The 25,466-nt window shown below is 66.4% G+C and carries 20 protein-coding genes and 1 pseudogene; 11 read left to right on the top strand and 10 right to left on the bottom strand.

Annotation, left to right across the window (positions count from 1 at the left end; all coding sequences use genetic code 11):
- Window positions 1-66: 66 nt before the first annotated feature.
- The 3 genes from BH95_RS07905 (at window position 67) to BH95_RS07895 (ending at window position 3,363) form a co-directional block, all read left to right on the top strand.
- Window positions 67-1,203, top strand: coding sequence for a DUF3152 domain-containing protein (locus tag BH95_RS07905; RefSeq protein WP_037181529.1), 1,137 nt, complete (start codon window positions 67-69; stop codon window positions 1,201-1,203).
- A gap of 83 nt (window positions 1,204-1,286) precedes the next feature.
- Complete coding sequence (moeZ, locus tag BH95_RS07900; RefSeq protein WP_033190542.1) at window positions 1,287-2,462, top strand: adenylyltransferase/sulfurtransferase MoeZ; 1,176 nt, start codon at window positions 1,287-1,289, stop codon at window positions 2,460-2,462.
- 46 nt (window positions 2,463-2,508) lie between these two features.
- Window positions 2,509-3,363: a TIGR02569 family protein gene (locus tag BH95_RS07895; protein WP_026347942.1), complete on the top strand. Its 855-nt coding sequence runs from the start codon at window positions 2,509-2,511 to the stop codon at window positions 3,361-3,363.
- Window positions 3,364-3,381: 18 nt separating this feature from the next.
- On the opposite strand, the gene BH95_RS07890 is transcribed toward BH95_RS07895, so the two are convergent.
- Window positions 3,382-4,047, bottom strand: coding sequence for a FadR/GntR family transcriptional regulator (locus tag BH95_RS07890; RefSeq protein ID WP_037181528.1), 666 nt, complete (start codon window positions 4,045-4,047; stop codon window positions 3,382-3,384).
- Window positions 4,048-4,147: 100 nt separating this feature from the next.
- Here BH95_RS07890 and BH95_RS07885 point away from each other — a divergent pair, with 100 nt between their 5' ends.
- A complete protein-coding gene (locus tag BH95_RS07885) occupies window positions 4,148-5,395 on the top strand; it encodes an MFS transporter (RefSeq protein WP_037181527.1) in 1,248 nt (415 codons plus the stop codon).
- Window positions 5,396-5,937: 542 nt separating this feature from the next.
- On the opposite strand, the gene BH95_RS07880 is transcribed toward BH95_RS07885, so the two are convergent.
- From BH95_RS07880 to BH95_RS07865, 5 genes and pseudogenes are all read right to left on the bottom strand, one after another.
- The gene (locus BH95_RS07880; protein ID WP_019666080.1) at window positions 5,938-6,333 is read right to left on the bottom strand and encodes a hypothetical protein; all 396 of its coding nucleotides are present in this window, start codon (window positions 6,331-6,333) and stop codon (window positions 5,938-5,940) included.
- Window positions 6,333-6,845: a hypothetical protein gene (locus tag BH95_RS07875; protein ID WP_019666079.1), complete on the bottom strand. Its 513-nt coding sequence runs from the start codon at window positions 6,843-6,845 to the stop codon at window positions 6,333-6,335. The genes BH95_RS07880 and BH95_RS07875 overlap by 1 nt, the downstream gene beginning before the upstream one ends.
- A 284-nt stretch (window positions 6,846-7,129) precedes the next feature.
- A complete protein-coding gene (locus BH95_RS07870; RefSeq protein ID WP_244164904.1) occupies window positions 7,130-7,783 on the bottom strand; it encodes a hypothetical protein in 654 nt (217 codons plus the stop codon).
- A 108-nt stretch (window positions 7,784-7,891) separates the two neighbouring features.
- A pseudogene (locus BH95_RS29770) lies at window positions 7,892-8,146 on the bottom strand (GAF domain-containing protein); the annotation flags it as partial.
- A 42-nt stretch (window positions 8,147-8,188) separates the two neighbouring features.
- Window positions 8,189-8,623, bottom strand: coding sequence for a hypothetical protein (locus BH95_RS07865; RefSeq protein WP_037160924.1), 435 nt, complete (start codon window positions 8,621-8,623; stop codon window positions 8,189-8,191).
- Window positions 8,624-8,787: 164 nt separating this feature from the next.
- Between BH95_RS07865 and BH95_RS07860 the strand changes: the two genes are divergently transcribed.
- The 5 genes from BH95_RS07860 to BH95_RS07840 all read left to right on the top strand — a co-directional run bounded on the left by BH95_RS07860 (window position 8,788) and on the right by BH95_RS07840 (window position 15,266).
- Window positions 8,788-10,212, top strand: a complete 1,425-nt coding sequence (locus tag BH95_RS07860) for a nitrate/nitrite transporter (RefSeq protein WP_037181525.1) — start codon at window positions 8,788-8,790, stop codon at window positions 10,210-10,212.
- A 51-nt stretch (window positions 10,213-10,263) separates the two neighbouring features.
- The gene (gene nirB / locus BH95_RS07855) at window positions 10,264-12,771 is read left to right on the top strand and encodes a nitrite reductase large subunit NirB (protein ID WP_037160939.1); all 2,508 of its coding nucleotides are present in this window, start codon (window positions 10,264-10,266) and stop codon (window positions 12,769-12,771) included.
- Between the two features lie 113 nt (window positions 12,772-12,884).
- A complete protein-coding gene (nirD, locus tag BH95_RS07850) occupies window positions 12,885-13,277 on the top strand; it encodes a nitrite reductase small subunit NirD (RefSeq protein ID WP_019666074.1) in 393 nt (130 codons plus the stop codon).
- Complete coding sequence (locus tag BH95_RS07845) at window positions 13,274-14,527, top strand: uroporphyrinogen-III synthase (protein ID WP_037160943.1); 1,254 nt, start codon at window positions 13,274-13,276, stop codon at window positions 14,525-14,527. Before nirD ends, BH95_RS07845 begins: the two co-directional genes overlap by 4 nt.
- Window position 14,528: 1 nt before the next feature.
- Entirely contained in the window at window positions 14,529-15,266 is a 738-nt protein-coding gene (locus tag BH95_RS07840; protein ID WP_080733952.1) for a sirohydrochlorin chelatase, read from the top strand.
- Between the two features lies 1 nt (window position 15,267).
- On the opposite strand, the gene BH95_RS07835 is transcribed toward BH95_RS07840, so the two are convergent.
- Genes BH95_RS07835 through BH95_RS07820 form a run of 4 tightly spaced genes read right to left on the bottom strand, consistent with a single transcriptional unit; the run spans window position 15,268 to window position 18,547 of the window.
- Window positions 15,268-17,022 (bottom strand): NTP transferase domain-containing protein, encoded by a 1,755-nt coding sequence (locus BH95_RS07835; protein ID WP_037181523.1) that lies wholly within the window; start codon window positions 17,020-17,022, stop codon window positions 15,268-15,270.
- Window positions 17,019-17,453, bottom strand: coding sequence for a PaaI family thioesterase (locus BH95_RS07830; RefSeq protein WP_019666070.1), 435 nt, complete (start codon window positions 17,451-17,453; stop codon window positions 17,019-17,021). Before BH95_RS07830 ends, BH95_RS07835 begins: the two co-directional genes overlap by 4 nt.
- A gap of 11 nt (window positions 17,454-17,464) precedes the next feature.
- On the bottom strand, window positions 17,465-17,770 hold the full coding sequence (locus tag BH95_RS07825) for an MGMT family protein (protein ID WP_037181522.1): 306 nt from the start codon (window positions 17,768-17,770) through the stop codon (window positions 17,465-17,467).
- On the bottom strand, window positions 17,771-18,547 hold the full coding sequence (locus BH95_RS07820) for an alpha/beta fold hydrolase (protein WP_037181521.1): 777 nt from the start codon (window positions 18,545-18,547) through the stop codon (window positions 17,771-17,773). It lies immediately after the preceding gene.
- A gap of 90 nt (window positions 18,548-18,637) precedes the next feature.
- Here BH95_RS07820 and BH95_RS07815 point away from each other — a divergent pair, with 90 nt between their 5' ends.
- Window positions 18,638-22,000, top strand: a complete 3,363-nt coding sequence (locus BH95_RS07815) for an ATP-dependent helicase (protein WP_037181520.1) — start codon at window positions 18,638-18,640, stop codon at window positions 21,998-22,000.
- Window positions 21,997-25,464: an ATP-dependent helicase gene (locus tag BH95_RS07810; RefSeq protein ID WP_052060007.1), complete on the top strand. Its 3,468-nt coding sequence runs from the start codon at window positions 21,997-21,999 to the stop codon at window positions 25,462-25,464. The genes BH95_RS07815 and BH95_RS07810 overlap by 4 nt, the downstream gene beginning before the upstream one ends.
- The last annotated feature ends 2 nt before the right edge of the window (window positions 25,465-25,466 follow it).

Raw genomic sequence — 25,466 nt, 5'->3', positions numbered from 1 at the left:
TTGTTCTGAAGTACAAACATCGGCGCGGCGAACGGCGTATGCCGGCGACTGTGAGATTCTGGCGAGGTGAGTGACCGAGGTGGGCCGCGACGCAGCGGGAGGGCGTGGGCCGACGACGAGTACGACGACCAGCGTCCGGCCTCTGCCGCACGGCGCGTCGAGCGGCGTCACCCGGTCGAGGGCCGGAGCCGGGACGGGGACTTTTCCCGTGGTGTCGGCGGCCGGGGTTCTCACCAACCTCTGCGGGCTCAGTGGGATCCGACGGCGCGCGACGAGTCGGCTCGCACTCGGGCGCCGCGACCGCCTCGGCAGGCGAAGAAGCAGTCCAAGCTGGGCAAGTTCACGTCGGTGTACGGCTGGCGCGCCTATGCGGTTCCGGTTCTGTTGGTGGTGACGTCGTTGGTGGTTTTCGATGCGGTTCGTACCGGTGAGCCGACGACGACGGCGTCGACGGGTATCGATCAACCGGCTGATCCAGGTTTCGGTGCCCTCAGCCCGAGTGGGGATTCGACGGGTGTGATCGGTGTTCCGCCTGCTGCGGACGGCAACTTCGCGGATTCCGTTCCCTCCGGTGAGCTGCCCGACGGTGGTTCGTTCACGGTCCAGGGTGCGGGGACGTGGCATGTCGTTCCCGGATCGACCGGTCAGGTGGGCCAGGGGAGCGAACGGGTGTTCACCTACACGGTCGAGGTCGAGGACGGTGTCGACACGGACGGTTTCGGCGGCGAGGAGTCGTTCGGCCGACTCGTCGATCAGACGTTGGGCAATCCGAAGAGCTGGACCAACGATCAACGCTTCGCGTTTCGACGGATCGATCAGGGCGAACCGGATTTCCGCATCTCGCTGACGTCGCAGATGAGCATTCGGCAGGCCTGCGGGTACGACATTCAACTCGAAGTGTCCTGCTACAACCCCGGTATCGGCCGCGTCGTGCTCAACGAGCCGCGCTGGGTTCGGGGGGCCATCGCGTTCCAGGGTGACATCGGTTCGTACCGGCAGTACCAGATCAACCACGAAGTCGGGCACGCCATCGGATACCAGCAACATCAGCCGTGTGAAACGGACGGCGGATTGGCGCCGGTGATGATGCAGCAGACGTTCGGAACCGCCAACGACGACATCGCCCGACTCGATCCGGAGGGCGTGGTTCCGATGGACGGAAAGACGTGCCGATTCAATCCGTGGCCGTATCCGCGAGGCTGATGTCGGCGAGTAGCGTGGCATGAAGTCCGCCGCCGTGGCACCCGGGCCACGGTCGGCGGTGCCCGCGAGGAGAAAGCAAGTCGATGAGCGTGTTGCCGCCCCTGGTGGAACCGTCGGGCCCGTTGTCCTACGACGAGGTCGCCCGCTACAGCCGCCACCTGATCATTCCCGATGTCGGAACTGTCGGTCAGCGACGTCTGCGCGCCGCGCGTGTGCTCGTCATCGGCGCCGGGGGCCTCGGCTCGCCTGCTCTGCTGTACCTGGCCGCAGCCGGGGTGGGCACGCTGGGAATCGTGGAATTCGACGACGTCGAGTTGTCCAACCTCCAGCGTCAGGTCATTCACGGGGCGTCCGATGTGGGGCGGCCCAAGGCCGTCAGTGCGCGTGAGTCCATTCTCGAGCTCAACGACGGCGTCGACGTGCGGCTGCACCAGATTCGGCTCGACAACAGCAACGCGGTGGACCTGTTCCGGCAGTACGACCTGATTCTGGACGGCACCGACAATTTCGCGACTCGGTATCTGGTCAACGACGCTGCGATCCTGGCGGGCAAGCCGTACGTGTGGGGGTCGATCTACCGGTTCCAGGGCCAGGTATCGGTGTTCTGGGAGGACGCCCCCGGTGGTCTCGGGCTGAACTACCGCGACCTCTACCCGGAGGCGCCGCCGCCGGGACTGGTGCCGTCGTGCGCCGAAGGCGGTGTGCTCGGTGTGCTGTGCGCGTCCGTCGGTTCCATCATGGTCACCGAGGCGATCAAACTGATCACCGGAATCGGTGAGACCTTGCTGGGGCGGCTCATGATCTACGACGCGTTGTCGATGAGTTACCGAACCCTGCGCGTCCAGCGGGACCCGGATCGGCGTCCGGTCACCGAGCTGATCGACTACGACGAATTCTGCGGTGTGGTCACCGACGAGGCAGCCGATGCCGCCGAATCGTCGTCGATCACCCCCGCGGAACTCGCGGCGTTGTTGAAGGGGCCCGACGAGATCGCGCTGATCGACGTGCGTGAGCCGGTGGAGTGGGACATCGTCAGGATCGACGGCGCGACGCTCGTTCCGAAGGGTCGATTCCTGTCCGGTGAAGCGATGGCGGAGCTTCCGCAGAATCGCCGAATCGTTCTGCACTGCAAAACCGGAATTCGGTCGGCGGAGGTGTTGGCAGTGCTGAAGAAGGCCGGCTTCGCCGACGCTGTTCACCTGCACGGTGGCATCGTCGCGTGGGCTCGGCAGATCGATCCGTCTCTTCCGGTGTACTAGCGCGCCGTCCTCCCTGTCGGAAGCGGCCCACGGTAGCGTGACGAACGTGAGCTCAGTGGAACCCCCTCAGCACGTGATCTCCACGTTCGGGCTGCGCGACGTGCCTCCCGTGCCTCTCGGTGCGGATTGGGACGGTGGATGGAGGCTCGGCGACGTCGTGCTGTCCCCGGTCGCCGACCACGCGCGAGCCGCGTGGTCCGCGAAGGTGCGCGAGACCTTGGCCGTGGACGGTCTGCGTTTGGCGCGCCCGGTGCGGTCGACGGACGGCCGCTACGTCGTGAGTAGTTGGCGCGCGGACACGTTCATCGTCGGCTCGCCGGAACCGCGGCACGACGAGGTCGTCTCCCTGTCGGTGAGGCTGCATGCCGCGACTGCCGGCTTGGAACGACCGCGCTTTCTGGTGCAGCCGCCCGTCGCGCCGTGGTCCGATGCGGACGTCTTCACCGCCGCGGACCGTGCAGCGTGGGAGGCGACGCCGTTGCGTGTGGCTCGTGCGGCCGGGGCGCCGGAGGTCACCTCGGTGGACGGCAAGCAGAGCCTGGAATTGATCAAGCAGCTTGCGAGCCTCCGCAAGCCGGTGGGTGTCGGTGATCAGTTGGTGCACGGTGACCTGTTCGGGACCGTGTTGTTCGACGGAAGCGAGGCGCCGGGTATCACCGACATCGCGCCGTACTGGAGGCCGGCCTCCTGGGCAGCCGCGGTGACGGTCGTCGACGCGATCTCGTGGGGCGGAGCCGACGACGCGTTGATCGGGCGTTGGGAAGATCTCCCGGAGTGGCCGCAGATGTTGTTGCGCGCGTTGATCTTTCGTTTTTCCGTTCATGCGCTCCACCCGCGTTCGACCCCGGAGGCATTCCCCGGTCTCGCGCGCACCGCGGACCTGGTCAGGCTGCTGCTCTGAGCGCCGAGGGCTCGGGAGTCAGTGTTCCGGCGCCTCGAGTTCGTCGAAGAACCTCAGTGATGCCGCGCGAGCGCCTTCGGCGTCGCCGCGGACGATGGCGTCGACCAGTGCCGAGTGCTCGTCGTCGTATCCGTTGTCGTGGTCCGCGACGTGGTGGTGCATCGTCTGGACGATGATCGGCATCAGCGAGTCGTAGAACTCGAGGTAGATGGCATTGTGACTGGCCGCGACGATGGCGCGGTGGAATCTGGCATCGACCGCGATCGCGGTGTCGGTGCCGTCGTGCGCCCACGCCGAGTGCCTGTCGGCGAGTGCCGCGGTCAACGCGGCGACGTCGGCAGCGTCGCGGCGTTCGGCCGCCAGCATCGCCGCGGTCACTTCGAGGGTGCGTCGCAGCTCGGTGACGTCGCGATCCTGCGCGTCGGCGAAGTACTTGCCGAGCGTTCCGCCCAGGTCCGAGGTCGCCAGCACGAATGTGCCCGACCCTTGACGGCGTTCGACCATTCCTGCGTGCACGAGGGCCTGCACTGCCTCGCGGACGGTGTTGCGGCCGGTGCCGGTCAGTTCACAGAGCTCGGTTTCGGTGGGGATTCGGGTGCCGACGGGCCAGCGTTCGGCCACGATCTCGGCCCGCAGTTGCGCTGTCACCTGCGAGATCAGGCTGGACCGTTGAACCTGCTGCACCCGTGCTCTCCCCGTCGTCGTTCGATGTTGTCGACTTGTCGTTCGGCGGCCAGTTTAACTTCTTTGCGTCTGGTGATCCGGTCATCCTATGATTTCTGCCGTGAGTACTACCGCAACGACCGCGACCGGGGCAGGCGCCGAGGCGCAGAACCTTCTGCGCGGGCGCGTCCTGGTATTCGCCGCCATCATCGTCTCCGCGTTGACGCTCCGCGCCGCAGTGACGTCCATCAGCCCGTTGTTCGGCCGTATCGGAACCGACCTGCAGTTCGGGTCGTCCGTCGTGGGACTCATCGGCATGCTTCCTCCGGCGATGTTCGCCGTCTTCGGACTGTTGACGCCCGTCCTGGTCAAGCGAACCGGTATGGAACGCGCTGCTCTTCTCGCGATGGCGTTGACGACGGTCGGCATGGCCACGAGGGCCTTCGCTCCGGGCACCGCGTCGCTCATTCTCCTGTCCGCGGTGGCTCTCGCCGGAATGGGAATCGGCAACGTCGTCATCCCACCTCTGGTGAAGCGGTACTTCTCCGACCGACTCGCCATCGTGAGCACCATGTACATCTGCGCACTGCAGGTCAGCACCATGGTCCCGCCGTTGCTGGCGGTGCCGGTCGCCTACGCACACGGGTGGCGACTGTCCATCGGAATCTGGGCGTTCGTGGGCCTGGCCGCGGCCCTGCCCTGGCTGGGCGTGGTGATGTCGCGTCGCGGCCACGACGTCGCGGACACGACCGGCGAGGGCGGCACGTCCGCTGTGCACGAGAAGCCGCAGGGTCGTATCTGGCGGTCGTCGCTGGCCTGGGGGATGGTCGGCATGTTCGCAATGACGTCGTTCATCACCTACGCGATGCTCACGTGGCTGCCGACCGTGCTCACCGACGCAGGCATCGGGGAGGCCGCAGCAGGGGCGTCGGTGGCCGCGTTCGGCGGAATGGGGCTGATCGCGTCACTGGCCGCACCGTCGCTGTGCGCTCGGCTGCGCAACCCGTACGGCCTCGTCGTCGCCGCCGCTGTCTTCTACCTGGTGGGATTCGCCGGCCTGCATTTCACCCCGACCAGTGGAACGGTGGTGTGGGTCTGCCTCGTCGGGCTCGGCACCATGACGTTCCCGATGTCGTTGACGCTCATCAACCTTCGGACACGGACTCCGGCGGGATCATCCGGCCTGTCCGGGTTCACGCAGGGATTGGGCTACGTGGTCTCGGCGACGGGTCCGCTGTCTTTCGGTTTCCTGCACACGCTCTCCGGGGGCTGGGGCGTCCCGATCCTGGTTCTCACCGGTTGCGTCGCAGTTCTGCTTGTCGCGGGATACCAGTGCTGCAGGCCCCGCATGCTCGAAGACACGTGGTGAGGCGCAGGCTCGACGACAATCATGCGCGGAGAAGATCGACCTTCGGCGACCATGTCAGTCACCCCGGCACCACAGACTTGCACAGCGTTGTAGCGGATTTGCTGTACGTATCGCTTACGACGACGGAGGCGGCAATCGTATTGTGGGAGACGCAAGCTTCTGTACACCCTCGCGTCGCAAGAAACTGTCCGCAGCATCTTCGGCAAGCAGCCCGCCAATTCCATCCGCGCTACGCCCCTCCCGACGATTTAGGGGACTCACAAGGTGACCAACTTGTACTCCGGGACAATTGCACAACCACACCGAACTGATTAAAGAATCGGATATCAAAAATCCGCAGTTGATGCATCAACGGTGGTCGTCACTTCAGCATGACGGTGCGGAAACTACCCGCAGCTATCCATTCGGTTGAATAACCGCCTCGCTGGCAGGCTGGGCTGTCTCACTTTTCGGTCGGTCCGGCCGATACGCGCAGCACCGCGGCATGCGTCATGACTGCCGTACGCCGCGGTGCTGCCGGATACTGACTGTTCGTCACACCGTCAACGACTGTCCCGTCCTCGGCGAACGAGCAGGCCGAGAACCAGTGAACCGAGAACCATCCCGGTCACCGCGCTCGAACCGGACCATCGGACATCGTCGGACATGCTGAAGATCCCGGTGTACCCAACCACGAACAGGATCGCGATGGCCGCCGCTCCGCCGGCAGCCACCACGCTCGAACGTCCAGCTCCGCGGCGTATCGCCACAGCGAGCGTCGCCGCCACGATAGCGACCGCATACACAACAGCGGCAGCGCCGAACGTCGACCACCCCGCGGAAGAGACAACGACCGGAACGACAACTGCGACAACGACAACGAGGGCGATCACTCCGAGACCGGGGCCGCCGAAGAAGTCTTTCGTGCGCCGGTCCGCTCTGAGCAGTGCGTCGTTCATCAGATGTACTCCCAAATGATCCCACCGGCGCAGCTGACTGCGCCGAGCACGCCGAGCCTACGTACCAAGAACTTCGCGGCCCGGTCCCAACTGGTCAACTCGGCTTCGATGCTGGCCCAGAATCCGGTAGCAGTCAGTGACACGCCCAAGCAGGCTGCGACGACCCGCTTGATTTCGTCGACGATCCCGGCGCGGAGCAGCGGGTTGTTCTCCAGCGCCGCTGCGGACCGTTCGTAGGTGGTGCCATCCGCGAGGTACCCCACCACGCTGCCGTCGGTGCGATACTCCAGAGCCACTGTTCCTGTGAGGATTTGCTCGTTGCCGGCGGCGGCAAGCTGGTCGTTGAAGAGCACCAACTTCTCCGCGTCGATCTGCTCGACACGATCCTGATCCACTGGCTGCTCCTGCTCCTGCGCCTCGCCAGTAGTGGGACCGGGACCGACGCTGGGCTGAGCAGACGCGGGCACGGCGAAGATCGTCAATGCGATCGCCGCGACCAAACCGGATGACACAGCAACATTTTTCACGTGCACAGCTCACTCCAATTTCTGTCTTCCCGGTTCATGGGAGGGAAGTCGATTCGGGTACGGACCGGCCAGCAAGGTCGCGCCAAGATGCTGGGCCGGGTGGAACGGCGACACGGCACGCTCACGCGAGCATGCCCATCAGCTCCCACACGGGGCTGGAAGAAGACCGTCCCGACGTGTCCCAGGATCGAACTTCACACACCGAAGCGTATTGCTGTGGAACTTACCAAACGGAGTCAGACACTGCATGGCAACGTTTGGTGTGCCGTTTACTCGACGGTCAGCACAACCAGCAAGGCGCACTGTCCCGATTCGAGGTCGAGTAGCGACGCCGACAGCTCGACGGGTTCGTATCCGCCGTCGATGGTGAGGAACCGGACTGTCAGCGCAACGCTGTGACCCGGACCGGATGTGCGCAGCTCGTCGACTGCGCGTTGCGCCGCAGGAAGGTCCGCTGGATCGATGATCGGGTTGTCCGTCGTGTTGTCGGACATCCACGCGATGCGCGGGGCCGCAGGGCCGTGCCAGTACAGCAGGTTGAGCGTATCGGGGTCGGAGATGGCTCGGTACTGCCGCGGCGGTGTCAACGCCTGCGCGATCCGATCCCCGAGTGCCGATCGTCGGGGTCTCGACTGGGGTGGAGCATGGCCGATATCGACCGAGAGCCCTCGAAGGAACCGGACTTGCGCGCCATTCTCAGTCGACGACCCGGACTCCTCAGTGACCGAGTGCACAACGAAATGCACTTGCCGATCACCGTCCGGGCGGTGTTCGACCACTGTGTACCGATCGATGCTGCGTCCGGACTTACGAGCGAGCCCGGCCAGAGCCGCGGTGTTGTGATCTCCCATGTCGAACACACGCAATGCATCCGCGATCGGACGCCGCACCGGCACACCGAGATCGGCCCAGCTCGACGACATTCCCACTGCCTCACTACGATAGGCGAATCCTTCGGCCAAATCCCATACGAAGCACCATGACGGCGAAGGAACTGCCACGAGTTCTTCCTCTGGGTGAGTGCTCACCCACACCCCGTGCACACGGCTGAGAACGCTGTCGATGACTGGCACTGCTGTGAGGCGTCTCGATCGCGAAATGCTCACGCTGACTGGGTCCTTCGCGCGGACCGATGCCCGTACAACCTCCAGCATGCGGTCCTGATTTCGAGTCACCACCGACTGCAGCGGTACACCGGATCGCACTTTGTCTCCGACCATCACCACCGACATCGCCCGCAGATCGACCACATCGACAAGCAACCAACTGCTCTTCCCCGCTGTCACCGTTCAACCATCGCACACACGGCCGCGATGGGGGTGCATGCGTCAGTGCACGCACTGGGCTCGGACCTCTCGGGCGACGAAGGCGACGTCGTCGACGACATGGGTGTTCAGCCACATCTTGGCCGTGAGCAGGCCGGCGTTGCCGGAAGCGCACACCGCGGAGACGTTCATGGTAGGGCCGTGAAAGTGGTGTTCCTGCATGAGTTGGGAGATCGGTGTCGAGGGCATCAGTTTCAGGTAGTCCCGCACCCGCCGTCCAGCCGCGGGTGTAGGCGTCGGTGATGGCCTCATTCGCAGCGGTGCGCGGCTGAACCGGCTCGCCGATCCGTCGGCACCGGCGCCGCCGTCGGGGATTTTCGCCAACCACCGGGCCGTTCGCCACCGAACCGCGGGATGCGCGCCGAGCGGAAACAGTGCAGCGTCGGTGGTGACCGCGACGGCGTCCTCACGGCAGGCGTTCCGTGTTCGTGAGACCAAGTTAATCAAGGGGTCACCGCGCGCAGCGCCCGCGCAACATGGCTTTTCTATCTTTGGGTCTCCCACGCGATCAGGAGGCCCACGTGACCAGCATTCCCGAGGCACCACAAGCCGATGCGGCGCCCGAATCGACACCCACACCGTCGACACCCCCTCCGGGGACGGTGCCGGTGTCGATCAAGCACCGCATCAGCCACTGGAACTCCGAGGACGTCGCGGCCTGGGAGGCCGGTGGAAAGGCGATCGCGAAGCGGAATCTGATCTGGTCCGTAGTCGCCGAGCACGTCGGCTTCTCCATCTGGTCGATCTGGTCGGTCATGGTGCTGTTCATGCCTGTGTCGGTGTACGGAATCGACGCCGCAGGAAAATTCTTCCTCGTCGCCGTTCCCACGCTCGTCGGCGCTGTGCTTCGTATCCCGTACACCTTCGCGACAGCGAAGTTCGGCGGTCGGAACTGGACGATCTTCAGCGCTCTCGTACTTCTGGTCCCGACGGTGCTGACCATGTACTTCATGCTGAACCCGGCGTCGTACACGACCTACATCGTCGTCGCGGCGTTCGCGGGCCTCGGCGGCGGCAACTTCGCGTCGTCGATGACCAACATCAATGCGTTCTACCCGCAGCGTGAGAAGGGCTGGGCGCTCGGCCTGAATGCAGGCGGCGGCAACATCGGCGTTCCCGTCATTCAGCTGATCGGTCTGCTCGTGATCGCGACGGTCGGCAACACGGCACCGGAGATCGTCTGCGCCGTCTACCTCGTCTTCATCGCGATCGCCGCAGTCGGCGCCGCATTGTTCATGGACAACCTCGACAACCAGAAGACCAACGGGCGCTCCATGATCGACGTCCTCAGGTTCTCGGACTCGTGGTGGATCGCGTTCCTCTACATCGGCACCTTCGGTTCGTTCATCGGTTTCAGCTTCGCGTTCGGCCAGGTGTTGCAGATCAACTTCCTCGCGGGATTGACCGACGGTGCACCGGCGACGGCCGCCCAGCAGGCGCAGGCGTCACTCCACGCAGCTCAGATCGCTTTCCTCGGTCCACTTCTCGGATCTATCTCCCGCCCGTTCGGCGGCAAGCTCGCGGACAAGATCGGTGGCGGCAAGATCACGCTGTACACCTTCGTGTCGATGGTGTTCGCCACCGGCATTCTGGTGGCCGCAAGCACCTGGGACGACAACACCGCGGGGGCAGCCAGCGGCACGATGATGGCGCTGTTCGTCGTCGGATTCATCCTGCTGTTCCTGCTGTCCGGTCTCGGCAACGGCTCGGTCTACAAGATGATTCCGGCGATTTTCGCCGCCAAATCAACCGAGCTGCAGGGCATGTCGACCGAGGAACAGCAGCACTGGTCCCGCCGGATGTCCGGAGCGCTCATCGGAATCGCAGGCGCCATCGGCGCCTTGGGCGGCGTCGGCATCAACCTGGTTCTGCGCGCGTCGTACTCCGGTGAGGCGAAGTCCGCGACCACGGCCTTCTGGGTGTTCCTCGCCTTCTACGTACTGTGCTGCGCGGTGACATACGCCGTCTACCTGCGCAGACCGCGTGTAATCGCCGACGAGGCGACCCAGTCCTCGGTGGAAGTCTGACGCCCTCCGCGTCTTTCAATGCTCTGCAGTAATTCTCGGAAGGAACCCCTGATGAAGAACGCGACGAAGAACGCGGTGGTCATCGGTCACGGCATGGTCGGACATCGCTTCGTCGAGGCATTGCGGTCTCGCGACGAGGCAGCGGAATGGAAAGTCACCGTCCTCTGCGAGGAGGCGCTGCCTGCCTACGACCGCGTCGGTCTGTCGTCGTACGTCGGGGCCTGGGATCACAAGGAACTGGCGCTCGCCGGCAACGACTACCCGGGCGACGCCGCGGTGGACATGCGGCTCGGTGTCCGCGCGGACAGCGTCGACCGCGAAGGTAGGACGGTTGCGACGTCGACCGGTGAGGTGATCGGTTACGACGCACTGGTGTTCGCGACTGGCTCCTACCCGTTCGTGCCGCCCATAACCGGACACGACCTGGACAAGTGCTTCGTCTACCGCACCCTGGACGATCTGGATCGCATTCGCGCCCGCGCCGACGCGGCGGGACCGGGCGCGGTCGGCGTGGTCGTCGGCGGTGGCCTCCTGGGGCTGGAGGCAGCCAATGCGCTGAAGAAGCTCGGAATGACTCCGCACGTCATCGAGTTCGCGCCGCGGTTGATGCCGCTGCAGGTCGATGAAGGCGGCGGCGCGCTCCTGGCGCGGCTGGTGACCGATCTGGGGCTCAACGTGCACACCGGCGTCGGAACGTCGTCCATCACCGAGAACGACAGCGCCGGGCTGACGGTCGAACTGTCCGACGGCAGCACCATCGACGCAGCCCTGCTGGTCTTCTCCGCGGGCGTGCGCCCACAGGATCGTCTGGCACGGGAGAGCGGCCTCGACGTCGGGGAACGTGGCGGCATCCTTGTCGACGCCGGCTGCCGCACATCCGATTCGGCAGTGTTCGCCATCGGTGAGTGCGCCGCCGTCGACGGTCGCTGCTACGGATTGGTCGCCCCGGGGTACTCGACGGCGGAGGTCGTCGCGGACAGGTTGCTCGGCGGCGCCGCCGAGTTCCCGGGCGCGGACATGTCCACCAAACTCAAATTGATGGGCGTGGATGTCGCCAGTTTCGGTGACGCCATGGCCGCAACGCCGGGTGCACTCGAGGTCGTCTTCAGCGACGCACCGAAGGGGACGTACGCCAAACTTGTCGTCTCCGACGATGCGAAGACGTTGCTCGGTGGGATTCTCGTCGGCGATGCCACCGCCTACTCGCTGCTGCGTCCGCTCGTCGGTCGTGAATTGCCGGGCGATCCAGGCTCGTTGATCTCACCCGTAGCGGAAAAAGTGGGCATCGGCGCACTTCCCGACGAGGCCGAGATCTGCTCGTGCAACGGTGTCACCAAAGGTGCGATCTGCGGCGCGATCGCGGACGGGGCGTGCGATGTCGCCTCGGTCAAGAGCTGCACCACTGCCGGTACCACCTGCGGAGGCTGCCTGCCGTCCATCAAGCAACTGTTGGCGGCGTCCGGTGTCGTGATGTCGAAGGCACTGTGCGAGCACTTCGGTCAATCCCGCGCGGAACTGTTCGAGATCGTCCGCGCGACCAACACGCGCACGTTCTCGTCGCTGATCGCCAAGTACGGCACGGGAAGTGGCTGCGATATCTGCAAACCTGTCGTCGCGTCGATTCTGGCGTCCACTTCCTCGGACCACATTCTCGACGGCGAACAGGCGTCTCTGCAGGACACCAACGATCACTTCCTGGCGAACATCCAGAAGAACGGAACCTACTCGGTCGTACCGCGTATGCCGGGCGGCGAGTGCACCCCGGAGCAACTCATCGTCATCGGTGAGGTCGCCCGCGACTTCGGCCTCTACACCAAGGTCACCGGTGGCCAGCGCATCGATCTGTTCGGTGCACGCGTCGAGCAGTTGCCCGCCATCTGGAAGCGACTGGTCGACGCAGGCATGGAATCCGGCCAGGCGTACGGAAAATCGCTGCGGACGGTGAAGAGCTGCGTCGGGTCGAGCTGGTGCCGATACGGTGTCCAGGATTCGGTGGGAATGGCCGTCGATCTCGAAAACCGTTACCGCGGACTGCGGTCCCCGCACAAGATCAAGTTCGGAGTGTCCGGCTGTGCACGCGAGTGCGCCGAGGCCCGTGGAAAGGATGTCGGCGTCATCGCGACCGAACACGGCTGGAACCTGTACGTCGGTGGCAACGGCGGACAGTCTCCGAAGCACGCTCAGCTGCTGGCGTCGAACCTCGACGATGCGACCCTGGTCAGTTACATCGACAGGTACCTCATGTTCTACGTGCGGACAGCGGACCGGCTCCAGCGCACTGCGCCGTGGCTCGATTCTCTCGACGGTGGTCTCGACCATCTGAAGGCCGTCGTGTGCGAGGACAGCCTGGGCATCGGCGCCGAGTTGGAGGCCGACATGGAGCGCCACGTCGCGGGCTACAAGGACGAATGGGCAGGCGTACTCGAAGACGAGGAGAAGCTCGGCCGGTTCGTGTCGTTCGTCAACGCTCCCGCGGAGTCGGACCCGACCATCTCGTTCGACGACACCGGCCGGCGCAAGGTGCCGGTGTTGATGGGCATGCCGAAGATCGGCGCCTGAGCACCTCACGCGGGTCGGTTCCCGGGTCTGCACGCATGTGCACACCCGGGTAATCGGCCCTTAACGACGAAGAAACATCGGCACAGTGCAATTGCATCAGGAGGTCCGACACCATGACTGTCATCGATTCGCTCAGTACCACCACACCGGCCGCGGGCGGCACTCATTCGGCTCGTGAGTGGACACCGGCGTGCACCGTCGATTCCCTGGTACCCGGCAGGGGAGTAGCCGTGCTGTTGCGCGGAGGTACACAGGTAGCCCTGTTCCTGCTCGAGACGGGCGAGACCTACGCCGTCGGCAACGTCGACCCGTTCGGTCGTGCGGCCGTCATGTCCAGAGGACTCGTCGGCGATCGGGCCGGGGAGGCGACCGTCGCGTCGCCGCTGCTCAAGCAGGTTTTCTCGCTGGTCGACGGACGGTGCCTCGACGACGAGAGCGTCGGCCTCGGTTCCTTCGAGACCAGGACGGACGGCGGCGTCATCCACGTGCGGGGCGAATCGACGTGACGAGTGCAGCCGAGGCGGGAACGGAGTCGTGCGCTGCGACACCGATCTCGGGGGAGCCTCTGGCCGGATTCGCCGTCGGGATCACCGCGTCACGCCGGGCCGACGAGCTCGAGACACTGCTGCAACGACGAGGTGCGACGGTCATGCACGCACCCGCGATCCGAATCATCCCGCTGGCCGACGACGCCGAGTTGGAACGCGTCACCGAGGAAATCATTGCCGACCCTCCCGAGATAACCGTCGCCACCACGGGTATCGGTTTTCGAGGATGGATCGAGGCCGCGGAGGGGTGGGGCCGAGCGGAAGCGTTGAACGAGGCCCTCGCGGCGTCGAGAGTTCTTGCTCGCGGGCCCAAGGCGAAGGGCGCCATTCGAGCCGCCGACTTGCGAGAAGAGTGGAGCCCGGCGTCCGAATCCTCGGCGGAGGTGCTCGAACACCTGCTCGCCGAGGGCGTCGAGGGCACACGGATCGCGGTTCAGCTGCACGGTGCCACGACCGAATGGGAGCCGGTGCCCGATTTCTGCGAGGCGTTGCGCAATGCCGGCGCCGAGGTCGTGCCGGTTCCGGTGTACCGGTGGACGGCTCCCGACGACAGCTCACCGATGGACCGGATGATCGAGGCCGTCGTCCTGGGGGATCTCGACGCGATCAGCTTCACGAGCGCCCCGGCGGTAGTGTCGCTGTTGATGCGGGCGGACGAGAACGGTGTTCTGGACGCGTTGCTGCATTCTTTGCGGACGCGCGTTCTCGCCGTGTGCGTCGGACCGGTCACCGCGGCGCCGTTGGAACAATCGAACGTGCCGACGACGCAACCGACGCGGGCCCGGCTGGGATCGCTCGCGCGGCACATCGCCGAGGAACTACCGAGACGTGCCGCTCCGATGAGCGCAGGCGGTCACTCGCTGAGTGTGCGGAGTCGATGCGTCGTCGTCGACGGTGTCGTTCGGGCGGTGTCTCCGGCAGGCATGGCGATCCTGAAGACGTTGGCTGCCACACCGGGCCGCGTCGTGTCCAGGGACGATCTGCTCGGCGCTCTCCCGGGAGGCGGCGACGACACCCATGCCGTCGAGACGGCCATGACGAGACTGAGATCCTCCCTCGGTGCGCCGAAAGTGATTCAGACAGTGGTCAAGCGGGGCTATCGACTCGCGATCGATCCGGTCGACACACTCCCCGATGCACCATCCGACACCGGCGTCGCTGCCGAGAGCGTCGGTGTAGCTGCATACCAGGAAGGAAGCAAGTACTGACATGAACGGTATTCGCTCTGCCGCAACACCTTCGCTGGTGTTGGTGGCCCATGGAACTCGCAATCCACGCGGCGTCGAAATGATCGCGACACTGGCCGAGGCCGTCGGCGCCGAGGTCGGACCGACCCGGGTGGCGTTCGTCGACGTGCTGGGGCCGTCCCCTGCCGAGGTGCTGCGCGAGCTGGAGGGTCCCGCTGTGGTGGTCCCGGCGTTTCTGGCGTCCGGGTATCACGTGCACACCGATGTTCCACGTGAGGTCGCCGCGAGCGAGCATCCGTGCACGACGGTGACGCCGGCACTCGGACCGGACCGTGTGTTCGCCCGAGTGATGGTGGACCGACTGCTCGCGGCGGGCTGGCGACCGGGTGATGCCATCGTGTTCGCTGCGGCCGGGTCGTCGGATCGGCGCGCCCTCGCCGAACATCGCCGCGCTGCACTGATGGTGGCCGAACTGACCGACGTGCCGGTCCGGATCGGCTATGTCGCGACCGCCAGCCCCACCGTTCCCGACGCCGTGGCGACACTACGGTCGTACGGCCACCAGCGGGTGTTCGTGGCGTCGTATCTGTTGGCACGAGGGCTCTTTCACGACCGACTGTCCGACGCCGGGAGCGACGGCGTGGCCGATCCTCTCGGGCTGCATCAGGGCATCGTGGACCTCGTCGTCGACCGATTTCGTAGCGGCTCCGCCGAGCTTGCGGCGCGGTCGAACGACTACTCGCGCGGGTCCGTGCGGTAGTTCACCGAGGCAGGAGCACCAGTTCGACGGGTACGTCGGGGTCGTGCTCCGGCGGGATCAACGCCACGGCGTCGCTGTCGATCAGAGTGCGCAGATGGGCGGTCCCGATGCCGGGGGAGACGCGCCAGCCAGTGCCGTCCCGCACAACGGGCACGATGCGTGTCGTCGACGCCTTGTCGGTCCCGCTCACGTACCCCAGCAGCGGAGGTCGGGGAGTTCGCGCTGTGAGAGCGTCGACGACGGCGGGTCCAGTCACCATGACCGTCGCGACGGCCGCGAACGGATTACCGGGCAGTCCGAGCACCACCGTACCGTCCGGTAGCACCGCTGTGATCTGCGAACCGCCCGGACGGACGCGCGTGCGGTGCACCACGACGTCCGCGTCCGCGTCGACGAGCGCGCTGCGCAGAGAATCGGCGGCTCCGCCTCCGGTCGCACCGACGACGACGACGAGATCGGCGTCGGTGGGGTCGGCGAGGAGATCGTCGAACGCCGTGGGCGAATCGTCGAGGTGTTCCGAGTCGGTCGTGGAGATGCCGCACGCAGCGAGATAGTTCGGCAAGACCGGCCCGATGGTGTCGCGGGTCTGCCCTGGTTGTAGCTCGCCGGGTCCCCGAATCTCGTTCCCGCTGAGAATTATTCGTGCTCGGACCGGTCCGCGTACTGCGATGTCCTCGATCTCGGCGCCGAGGGCGACGGACACGAGGGCGGCCCCGATGTCGGTTCCCGCCGGGGCGAGTACCGTTCCGGCGATCCAATCCTCGCCCGCACGCCGAGTGTCGTCGCGCACGGGTGCACCCTCGGCTCGATTCAAGTCGTCACCGGACACTCGCACGTCTTCGTCCCGTACCACCGAGTCCGCTCCCGCGGGAACGAGGGCACCGGTGGCGATGCGCATGGCTTCCCCGCGCCCCAGCGGCCGGTGGCCCGATGTGCCTGCGAATGCGATCTCGCTGCGAATCGTCCACGGCCCCGTCCCGCACACCGCGTATCCGTCCATCGCCGAGATGTCGACCGGCGGCAGAGGGGCCGACGCGATCACGGGCTCGCTCGAGGTCGCACCGAGAGCGTCACGGGTGGCCGTACGTCGGGTCGGAATGGGGCGCAGCCTGTTTCGGATCGTCTCGCGTGCCTCGTCGACGGTCGGTACGGGTTGAGCCGGCAAGTACTCGGCGAGGTGTCGCCGCGCCAGACTCAGATGCTCGGGAGTGTCGCAGTCGTCGACGCCGTCGATGCGGATCACGCGGTGATCCTGCGGAATCAACGCACGCATCGGCAGATCCCGCGTGTCCGGGAGATCGTCGATGCTGCGCCTGAGGGCTGCGGTGTTCCAGACACCGAAGAGGTACTGCGTGCGTCCGTCGCCGTCCGCCGCGAAGGTGGCGGCAGCAGCGTCCGACTCCGCCACGAGGCGATCGATCGCCGCGGCGTCGACGAACGGGAGATCCGCGGCCAGTATCAGAAGTGCGTTCGCGTCACCGGTACCGACGCTGCGATCGCGGAGGGCGTCCAACCCCGCTGCGATCGCCGCGACCGGCCCGGACCCGGCGGGATTCTCGCGGGTTTGCACGATGTGCGGCGCCAACTCCGGTCGATGCGGTCCGACGACGATGATGGTGTCTGCTACCGCGGCCGCGTCGATCATTCTCTGCAGCATGCTGATTCGGCCGACGGTCAGGCCTGGTTTGTCGACGCCGTGCATCCTGCGTGCGGCGCCTCCCGCAAGGATGACCGCGTCGACACCGGTGATGCTCATGTCGGGAGCGGCACGTTCTGCAGCCGAACCTGCCCCCGGGCAATGGCCTTTCCGCTGTCCGTGGCGGTGATCGTGACCAGCCACAGTTGCTGAATTCGGCCTTGCTGCAGCGGCTCTGCGACGACGTCCACTCTGCCGCCCTTACTGGCGCGAAGGAAATCGGTACCGTTGTGCACACCGACGGCGAACTCGCCTCGATCCTTCACCGCTTCGCTTGCGCCGATGCTCGCAGCGGATTCGACTGCCGCGGTGTAGACCCCACCGTGCACGACGCCCCACGGAGTGTGATGGTCCTCCGACAGCTCGATGTGGCCGACCACCCGAGTTCCGGAGACCTCGTCGACGACCAGTCCGGCTGCCGCGACGAACGGGCTTGCCTTACCGAGTGCGTACTTGGCAGTCGGGCGAGGATCGAACGGTCCGAGGTTCATGCTTTCCGAGGTTAGTCGGCGCCGAACGCGAACCGAATTTCCCCCAGGTGCACCCGCCCGTCGACGGCGAGGACGCCTTCGCTGCGCAGGTTCTCCAACTGGCGAGTCGCGAGGTGAGCTGCCGGTCTGCCGCTCACCGGCAGCACCCGATGCCACGGCAGGTCCGCGGAGTCGGTGCGCATGATCCACGCCACGATGCGCGGACTCGACAGGCCCGCTGCGGCAGCGATGTCCCCGTAGGTACTGACGCGTCCAGCTGGAATCGACGCGACGAGTTCGCGGACCCGTTCGACCTGCTCGTCGGTGATCGCTGCCATCTAAAGGAGCCGACGCACCAGCTCGGCGACCTCTGCAGGCTTGGCCTGAGCCACCATGTGGTCGCAGTCGAACTCGAGGACGGTCAGGTTGTCCCCGAGTCGATCGGACAACGCGGCCTTGAACTTGTCTCCGACGTACGGAGGTTGCACGCGCATCGCCTGCACCAGAATCGTCGGCACATCGGCAGGAGGAACCACGAGCGGCCGGGCGAGTTCACCCCACGACGAGACGATCGCCGGGGTCGAGATCCGCCAGGCGACACGCCCCTCGTCGGCGTCGACGAGGTGGTCCTCCACCTCCTGATCGAGCAAAGCCGGATCGACGTCGGCCCACGCGCCGTTCAGTTTCTCCGACTTGGCTTCCTCGGCGTCGGTGTAATCGGGGAACTTGGCCGTGAGCCCAGCCACTTCGAGGAGGTCGGACGGGTCCAGCTCGATCGCCGGATCGAGCAACAGCAACCCGCGTACCTTCTCGGGACGGGACTTCGCGAGGTGTACGGCAAGCGCACCACCGTAGGAGTGACCGACCACCACCACCGGGCCCCGAGCATGCGCGTCGAGCAGCTCGCTCAAGCCGTCGACCTGAGCGTCGATGTCCCACGGCGGCGTCCACGGAGACCGGCCGTGGCCGACGAGATCGGGAGCCAGCACGCGAACATCGGCGAGATGCTGGTGGGCTAGGTGCGCCCAGCGTGCGCCGTGTCCCGTCATTCCGTGAACAGCGAGAACTTCGGGTCCGTCGGCGGGACCGTACGTGTAAGAGTTCAACTTCGGCACGGCTCAACTATGCCGTAGCCGGAGTTCTGTCGCTCGTTCCGCAGTCCGAGGTGGGCATGACATGTCGGTGGCGCATGATCCAATCGAGCAATGAGTTCGGACAGTCGGAGCGGTACCCACCACGGGGGTAGGCACGCCGCTGCGGCCACCCTCGTGCGGGCACCGAAGGTCGCCGTACCGCCCCGGACGTGGACGGGTTCTGCGGCGCACATGCTCGCCGGGAGGACCGACGCCGTGTCCGCCGCGGTGGACGGCGCACCCGCCTGGCAGCCGTGGCAGGTGATCGGAGGTCCGGGTACTGGTAAGTCCTCCCTGGTCGCGGACTATGCGGTGTCGCGGATCGTCGCCGGTGACCCGGAAGCGGTCCTCGTGCTGACTCAGTCGAAGCGCGCGGCCACCGCGATGCGTCAGCAGATCACCGGGGGATTGTTCGCCGGTGAGCACGCCGTGCGCGCAACACGGGAGCCCCTGGTACGAACGGTACATTCCTACGCCTTCGCTGTGCTGCGCCTGCAGGCGGCCATTCACGGCAACCCGCCCCCTCGGCTGCTCACCGGCGCCGAACAGGACGCCGTCGTCCGCGAGATGCTGCGCGGCGACCTCGAGGACGGAGCCCAGGACTGGCCGGACCGATTGCGTCCCGCGCTCGGCATGGCGGGGTTCGTCACCGCGGTACGCGACCTCATGCTGCGTTCGGCAGAACGCGGGATCGGTCCGGAGGATCTGGTGAAACTGGGTCGTAAGCATGCGCGTCCGGAGTGGGTGGCCGTCGGAAAGTTCGCCGCGCGGTACGAGCAAGCGATGCTGCTGCGCGGAGCCGTCGGAGTCGAGGCGGCAGGCGCGTCGGCACCCGGGCTGGACGCTGCCGAACTCATCGGCAGTGCACTGATGGCGTTCGCCACCGACCCCGATCTCCTTCATTCCGAGCGCGCCCGCATCAGACACCTCGTCGTCGACGATGCGCAGCATCTGGATCCGCAAGCCGCACAGCTGGTTCGGTTGATCGGTAGCCGCACGGAATCGACGGTGATCGCCGGAGACCCGGATCAATCGGTGTTCACCTTCCGCGGCGCCGACCCGTCCTTTCTGGCCGACCTCGCCGACGCCGGGTCCGAGCGACACGTGATGCTCGACCGAAATTTCCGCAGCGCACCCGCAGTCGCTGCTGTCACCGCGAGGATCAGCGGCCGTCTACCCGGCCTCGGTCGGCACCGCGCCCCGGAGGCAGTGGCGTCCGCGCAGTACGGCGACGCCCGAGCGCTCGTGCAGGTGCTGCCGTCGGCCGCGAAGGAAGCGGCGCTGATCGCGGACACGATGCGGCGCGCGCACCTCGTCGACGGCATGCCGTGGTCCGCGATGGCCGTGGTCGTACGGTCCGTTCCCCGCGTCATCGCGCCGCTGCGCCGAGCCTTGCAGGCGGCGGGGGTCCCGATCCTGACGCCGGCGTCGGAACTTCCGCTGCATCGTCAGCACGGCGCCGTCGGTCTACTGCTCGTGGTGCGCGCCCTGGTGGACCCGACCTTCGACGGTGAGGACGCGCTCGCTCTGCTGTCGGGTCCGGTCGGCGGCGCGGATCCGGTGGCACTTCGACGCCTCCGCCGCGGTGTCCGGCGTGTGGAGCTGGCCTCGGGAGGGGAGCGGGATTCGGCAGAGCTGCTGCGGCAGGCCATCACCGGAGTTCGATCGCACTCCGGTAGCGACACCGCCCCCGAGACGGACCGTTCTCGGTGGATGGCCCAGTTGTCCGACGTGGAGGCGGCTCCGCTGCGCCGCGTGCTCGGTGTGGTGCGCAAGGCCAACGCCGTCGCACGCCGCGGACGTGGAGTCGAGGACGTGCTGTGGGCTGCGTGGCAGGCCTCCGGGCTCGAGCGGCGGTGGTCGGCGGCGTCGGCTCGTGGAGGATCGGCCGGTGCTCAGGCGGACCGTGATCTCGATGCCGTCGTCGCCCTGTTCGACAGCGCAGCCGCATACGTCGATCGTCTGCCGCAGGCGCGGCTCGCCGGGTTCGTCGAATACATTTCGCAACAACAGATTCCGACGTCGAATGGCATGGCCGGTGCTGTCCCCAAGGATGCCGTGACCGTACTGAGCGCACACTCGGCAGCGGGCCGGGAGTGGGATCTCGTGGCTGTAGCCGGTGTGCAGGAGGGCTTGTGGCCAGGTCTCCGGGCTCGCGGCAGCTTGTTGGGAACGGAATCCCTCGTCGATCTCGCGTCCGGAGTCGCCGACGACGTGACGTCGGACGGAACGTTGTCCAAGACGGCGCCTCTGCTCGCGGACGAGAGACGGTTGTTTCTGGTCGCATGCAGTCGAGCGCGGTCGACTCTGCTGGTCACTGCAGTGGACTCCTCGACGGGTGACACCGATCTGGTTCGGTCGCGCTTTCTCGACGAACTTCGAGGTAACGAGGATGCGTACGAGCTGGAGCAGGTTCCCGAGGTGCCGCAGCCTGCGGCACGAGTACTCGCTCTGCCCATGTTGGTCGCCGAGCTCCGCAGAGTCGTGTGCGACGCCGATGTCGCCGAACACGACCCGCAGAAGCACGCCCGCGCCGCGCGGCAACTGGCCAGGCTGGCCGACGCTGGGGTGAAGGGCGCACACCCACGCGAGTGGTTCGGAGTTGCGGGTACCAGTACCGACGCTCCGCTGTGGACACTCGGTGACGGCCCGGTACCGCTGTCGCCGTCCACCGTGGAGCAGCTCACCACATGCCCGCTCCGGTGGATGCTGGACCGCCACGGCGGCAACGACGGCGCCAACACCCACGCGGTGACGGGAACTCTCGTGCACACTCTCGTTCAGGCTGTTGCCGGAAAGATGCCTCCGGAGCAGGTCCGGCGTGCTCTCGAAACAGCCTGGGATGCGGTGGATCTCGGCTCGCAGTGGTTCTCGCGTCACGAGTTGGATCGCACCGGAGCGATGCTGGACACCTTCGAGAGATGGCTCAGTGGAACCCGAGGTGAGCTCACCGAAGCAGGGGTGGAGGTAGCAGTCGACGGTGTGCTCCCGGCGCGGACCGACGACGAACCGTCCGTAGCGCTCCGTGGACGAATCGACAGGCTCGAGCACGACCCGGACGGTCGGCCGGTGATCATCGACGTCAAGACGGCCAAGACGGTCATGTCCAAGGAGGACGCTCGCTCCCACAATCAGTTGGCCACCTACCAGGTGGCGGCCGCGGCCGGCGCCATCGAAGGAGAGCCGGCGGGCGAGCCGGGCGGAGCACGGTTGGTCTTCGTCGCCAAGCCCCACAAACAGGACGGTGCGACGCAGCGTATCCAGGAAGCGCCGACGCCGGAGAAGTTGGCCGAGTGGCGCGACACGGTTCACGCCGCGGCGTCGGCGACGCAAGGCCCGTATTTCGAGGCATTCGTGAACGACGGGTGCAGGCATTGCCCGGTGAAGTCCAGTTGCCCGGCGCAGGAAACCGGAAGGCAGGTCACCGAAAGTTGAGTACGGACACCAAAACCGGCACACGGCTCGAACGTTCCGTTCGCGACGCACGGATCGATCCGATCGAGTTGTCTCGGGCGCTGGGGCAGAAGCATCCGCCGACAGCAGAACAGGCGGCAGTGATCTCGGCCCCGCTCGGGCCGACGCTCGTCGTCGCAGGAGCGGGAGCGGGCAAGACCGAGACCATGGCTGCGCGCGTCGTCTGGATGGTCGCCAACGAATTCGTCGACCCCGACGCCGTACTCGGCCTCACGTTCACACGAAAGGCCGCGCAGCAGCTCACTTCGCGAATCCGGGCCCGCCTCGCGCGGCTCGCCGGTTCCGACATCGTTCGAGAACTCGATCCCAGTCTCGCTCTGCGAGAACGAATTCTGAGCGGTGAGCCGGAAGTGAGTACGTACCACTCGTACGCGGGGCGGCTGTTGACCGAGCACGGACTGTTGCTCCCGATCGAGCCCTCGGCCACACTCCTGTCGGAGACCGAACTGTGGCAGTTGGCGCATCGGGTGGTGAGCACGTGGGACGGCGACCTGGACACCGAACGCAACCCCACGTCGATCACCGAGGCGGTTCTTGCGCTGTCGGGTCAGCTCGCCGAGCATCTGGTCGCGCCCGACGCCCTCCGCGGCGCGCACCTGGAGCTCGATCGACTCGTCCACACCCTCGGCCCCGGTCCCAAGCAACGAGGCGGTCCGGCGAAGGCCCTGCTGGACATCGTCGATGCGCAGCACGCACGTGTTGCGTTGTTGCCACTGGTCGAGCGGCTCGCCGAGACACTGCGTCGTGAGGGTGCGCTCGACTTCGGCAGTCAGATGTCGCTCGCGGCACGGGTCGCGGCCGAACACCAGGACGTGGGCAGGTCCGAACGGAGCAGGTTCCGGCTGGTACTACTCGACGAGTATCAGGACACAGGCCATGCACAGCGAGTCCTGTTGTCCTCGTTGTTCGGTCGAGGATCCGACGCCACTCTCGCATTGACAGCGGTCGGTGATCCGATGCAGTCGATCTACGGATGGCGAGGTGCCTCGGCGGCCAATCTCCCGCGGTTCGCAACCGATTTCCCGCAGTCGAGCGGCGCACCCGCACCCAGGCTCGAACTGCTGACCAGCTGGCGCAATCCTGCCGAAGCGCTCGAACTCGCGAATCGGATCACGACGCCGCTCCGTGAGGGGGCTGGGAGCGGAGCCGGCAGGAGCGACCGGGGGGCTGGGAGCGGAGCCGGCGGGAGCGACCCGGAGACTGGTGTGTCGGTGCCGACGCTTCGGCCGCGGCCGGGGGTGGAGCCCGGTGACGTGAGGATTGCGTTGTCGGCGACGGTGCTCGACGAGCGCGAGTGGGTCGCGGACAGCATCGCCGGGGAGTATCGATCGGCGCTCGCCGAGGATCGGTTACCCCCGACGGCGGCGGTGTTGGTGCGTAGGAACGCCGACGCCGAACCGATAGCCGATGCACTACGCGCCCGGGGTCTTCCGGTCGAGGTGGTCGGACTCGGCGGCTTGCTGCACGTTCCGGAGGTCGCCGACGTCATCGCGATGCTCCGACTGGTCGCGGACCCGATGGCGGGAAGTGCAGCCATGCGTGTCCTCACCGGTTCGCGTTGGCAGATCGGTGCCGCCGACCTTCGTGCTCTGTCGCGGCGAATGCGGGAACTGGGAATTCGCTCCGGCCACGGAACACCGGGCCGAGTCGACGATGTGGCGGCGCTCGATGCCGCGCTCGAAAGTTCGCTCCCGGGTGAGCATTCGGAGGACGCCGGACTGGCGGACGCCATCGCCGATCCCGGTCCGGAGGAGCGCTATTCGGAGAGCGGATTCGCGAGGATCTCCGCGCTCGCCGCCGAGGTGCATGCACTACGGGATCGAATCGGTCAGCCTCTGACGGAGCTCGTGGCCGACATCGAGCGGTCGATGGGCATCGGAATCGAAGCCCAGGCTCGTACGCCGATGTCCGCCGTCGGAGTGGTCGGCCGCGAGCACCTCGACGAATTCGCGGTTGTCGTGGCCGATTACGCCGACAATCCCAGCTCGACGGTCACCGGTTTCCTTGCCTTTCTCGCCGCGGCGGAGACCGTCGAGGACGGACTTGCACCAGGGGAGATCGAGGTGGCGCCGCACCGAGTGCAGGTACTCACCGTGCATTCGGCGAAGGGCCTCGAATGGGAGGTCGTCGCTGTCCCTCACGTGTCCAAGGGTGTTTTTCCGTCGTCGACGGCTGCATCGACCTGGCTCGGCGCGATGGCGGAGCTTCCGCCGACACTGCGCGGAGACAGATCGGTCGCCGACGACAGCGGTCGGTCGTCCGAGGGCGTCCCCGTTCTGGAACTCGACGACGTGCACAACCGTAAGGACCTCGCCGACGCCATCGACCGGCACAAGGACGCGCTGGCACGTCGCCGGTCGGCCGAGGACCGCCGCCTGTTCTACGTAGCGCTCACCAGGACGGAACGGGTCCTGTTCGTCTCGGGTCACCACTGGGACGAGACGAGCAGCAAACCGCGCGGACCGTCCGACTTCCTCAGTGAGGTGCGGGCCGTCCTCGACGACGGCTCCGATCGCGGCCGCCCTGTCGGCGTCGTCGATCATTGGGACCCCGCGCCCGAGGACGGATCGGAGAATCCGCTTGCGGCCCAGCCTCATTCTGCCCTGTGGCCGCGAGATCCGCTGGGACTGCGCCGCGACGCCGTGGAGCGTGGAGTGAGGGCGGTCCTGGGCGTGGACACGTCGCAGCCTTCCGGGCACGACGACGAATCCGATCCGGAGAACTGGGCTGCCGACGTCGATGCTCTGCTCGCCGAACGAGAGGAGCGTATGCACACCAGGGTGGATGTGGAGTTGCCGCACAACCTCTCGGTGAGTCAGCTCGTCGATCTCGCCGCAGATCCGGACGCGTTGGCGTCGCGACTTCGTCGACCGTTGCCGTTTCCTCCCAACCCTCTGGCGCGTCGAGGCACAGCGTTCCACGCCTGGATCGAGCGACGCTTCGGAGCGACGAGGTTGTTGGATCTCGACGAGCTACCGGGCTCGGCGGACACGGGTGCCTCCGCCGATGTCGATCTCGAGACGTTGCAGCAGGCCTTCCTCGACTCCGACTGGTCGCTTCGTAGTCCGATCGAGGTCGAGGTCCCGTTCGAGACGTCCGTTGCCGGGACGGTACTTCGGGGCCGGATCGATGCGGTGTTCGCCGATTCGGACGGTGGATGGACCGTCATCGACTGGAAGACGGGGCAGGAGCCGACTGCCGCCGAGGAGAAGTCGGTGGTCATGCAGCTCGCTGCGTATCGCATCGCGTGGGCCGAGCTGATGTCCGCGTCGACTGCGGAGCCCGTTCCTCTGGATCGTGTGCGTGCCGCGTTCCATTATGTGCGCAGCGGCCGGACCATCGCTCCGGACGACCTGCCCGACGCCGGGCAGCTCGCGACCCTCATCGACGGGACCCGGGACATCGAGTTCGGCGAGAGATCGTGAGC

This window comes from Rhodococcoides fascians A44A (assembly GCF_000760735.1).
Taxonomy (GTDB): domain Bacteria; phylum Actinomycetota; class Actinomycetes; order Mycobacteriales; family Mycobacteriaceae; genus Rhodococcoides; species Rhodococcoides fascians_E.
The sequence above is the reverse complement of the archived record's forward strand: the minus strand, read 5'-3'. Positions and strand labels throughout refer to the sequence as shown.

Coding starts and splice junctions, on each gene's coding strand:
- moeZ (WP_033190542.1), top strand. CDS start 1,287: ATGAGCGTGTTGCCGCCCCTGGTGGAACCGTCGGGCCCGTTGTCCTAC.
- BH95_RS07880 (WP_019666080.1), bottom strand. CDS start 6,333: ATGAACGACGCACTGCTCAGAGCGGACCGGCGCACGAAAGACTTCTTC.
- BH95_RS07870 (WP_244164904.1), bottom strand. CDS start 7,783: ATGTCGTCGAGCTGGGCCGATCTCGGTGTGCCGGTGCGGCGTCCGATC.
- nirB (WP_037160939.1), top strand. CDS start 10,264: ATGAAGAACGCGACGAAGAACGCGGTGGTCATCGGTCACGGCATGGTC.
- nirD (WP_019666074.1), top strand. CDS start 12,885: ATGACTGTCATCGATTCGCTCAGTACCACCACACCGGCCGCGGGCGGC.
- BH95_RS07840 (WP_080733952.1), top strand. CDS start 14,529: ATGAACGGTATTCGCTCTGCCGCAACACCTTCGCTGGTGTTGGTGGCC.
- BH95_RS07835 (WP_037181523.1), bottom strand. CDS start 17,022: ATGAGCATCACCGGTGTCGACGCGGTCATCCTTGCGGGAGGCGCCGCA.
- BH95_RS07830 (WP_019666070.1), bottom strand. CDS start 17,453: ATGAACCTCGGACCGTTCGATCCTCGCCCGACTGCCAAGTACGCACTC.
- BH95_RS07825 (WP_037181522.1), bottom strand. CDS start 17,770: ATGGCAGCGATCACCGACGAGCAGGTCGAACGGGTCCGCGAACTCGTC.
- BH95_RS07815 (WP_037181520.1), top strand. CDS start 18,638: ATGAGTTCGGACAGTCGGAGCGGTACCCACCACGGGGGTAGGCACGCC.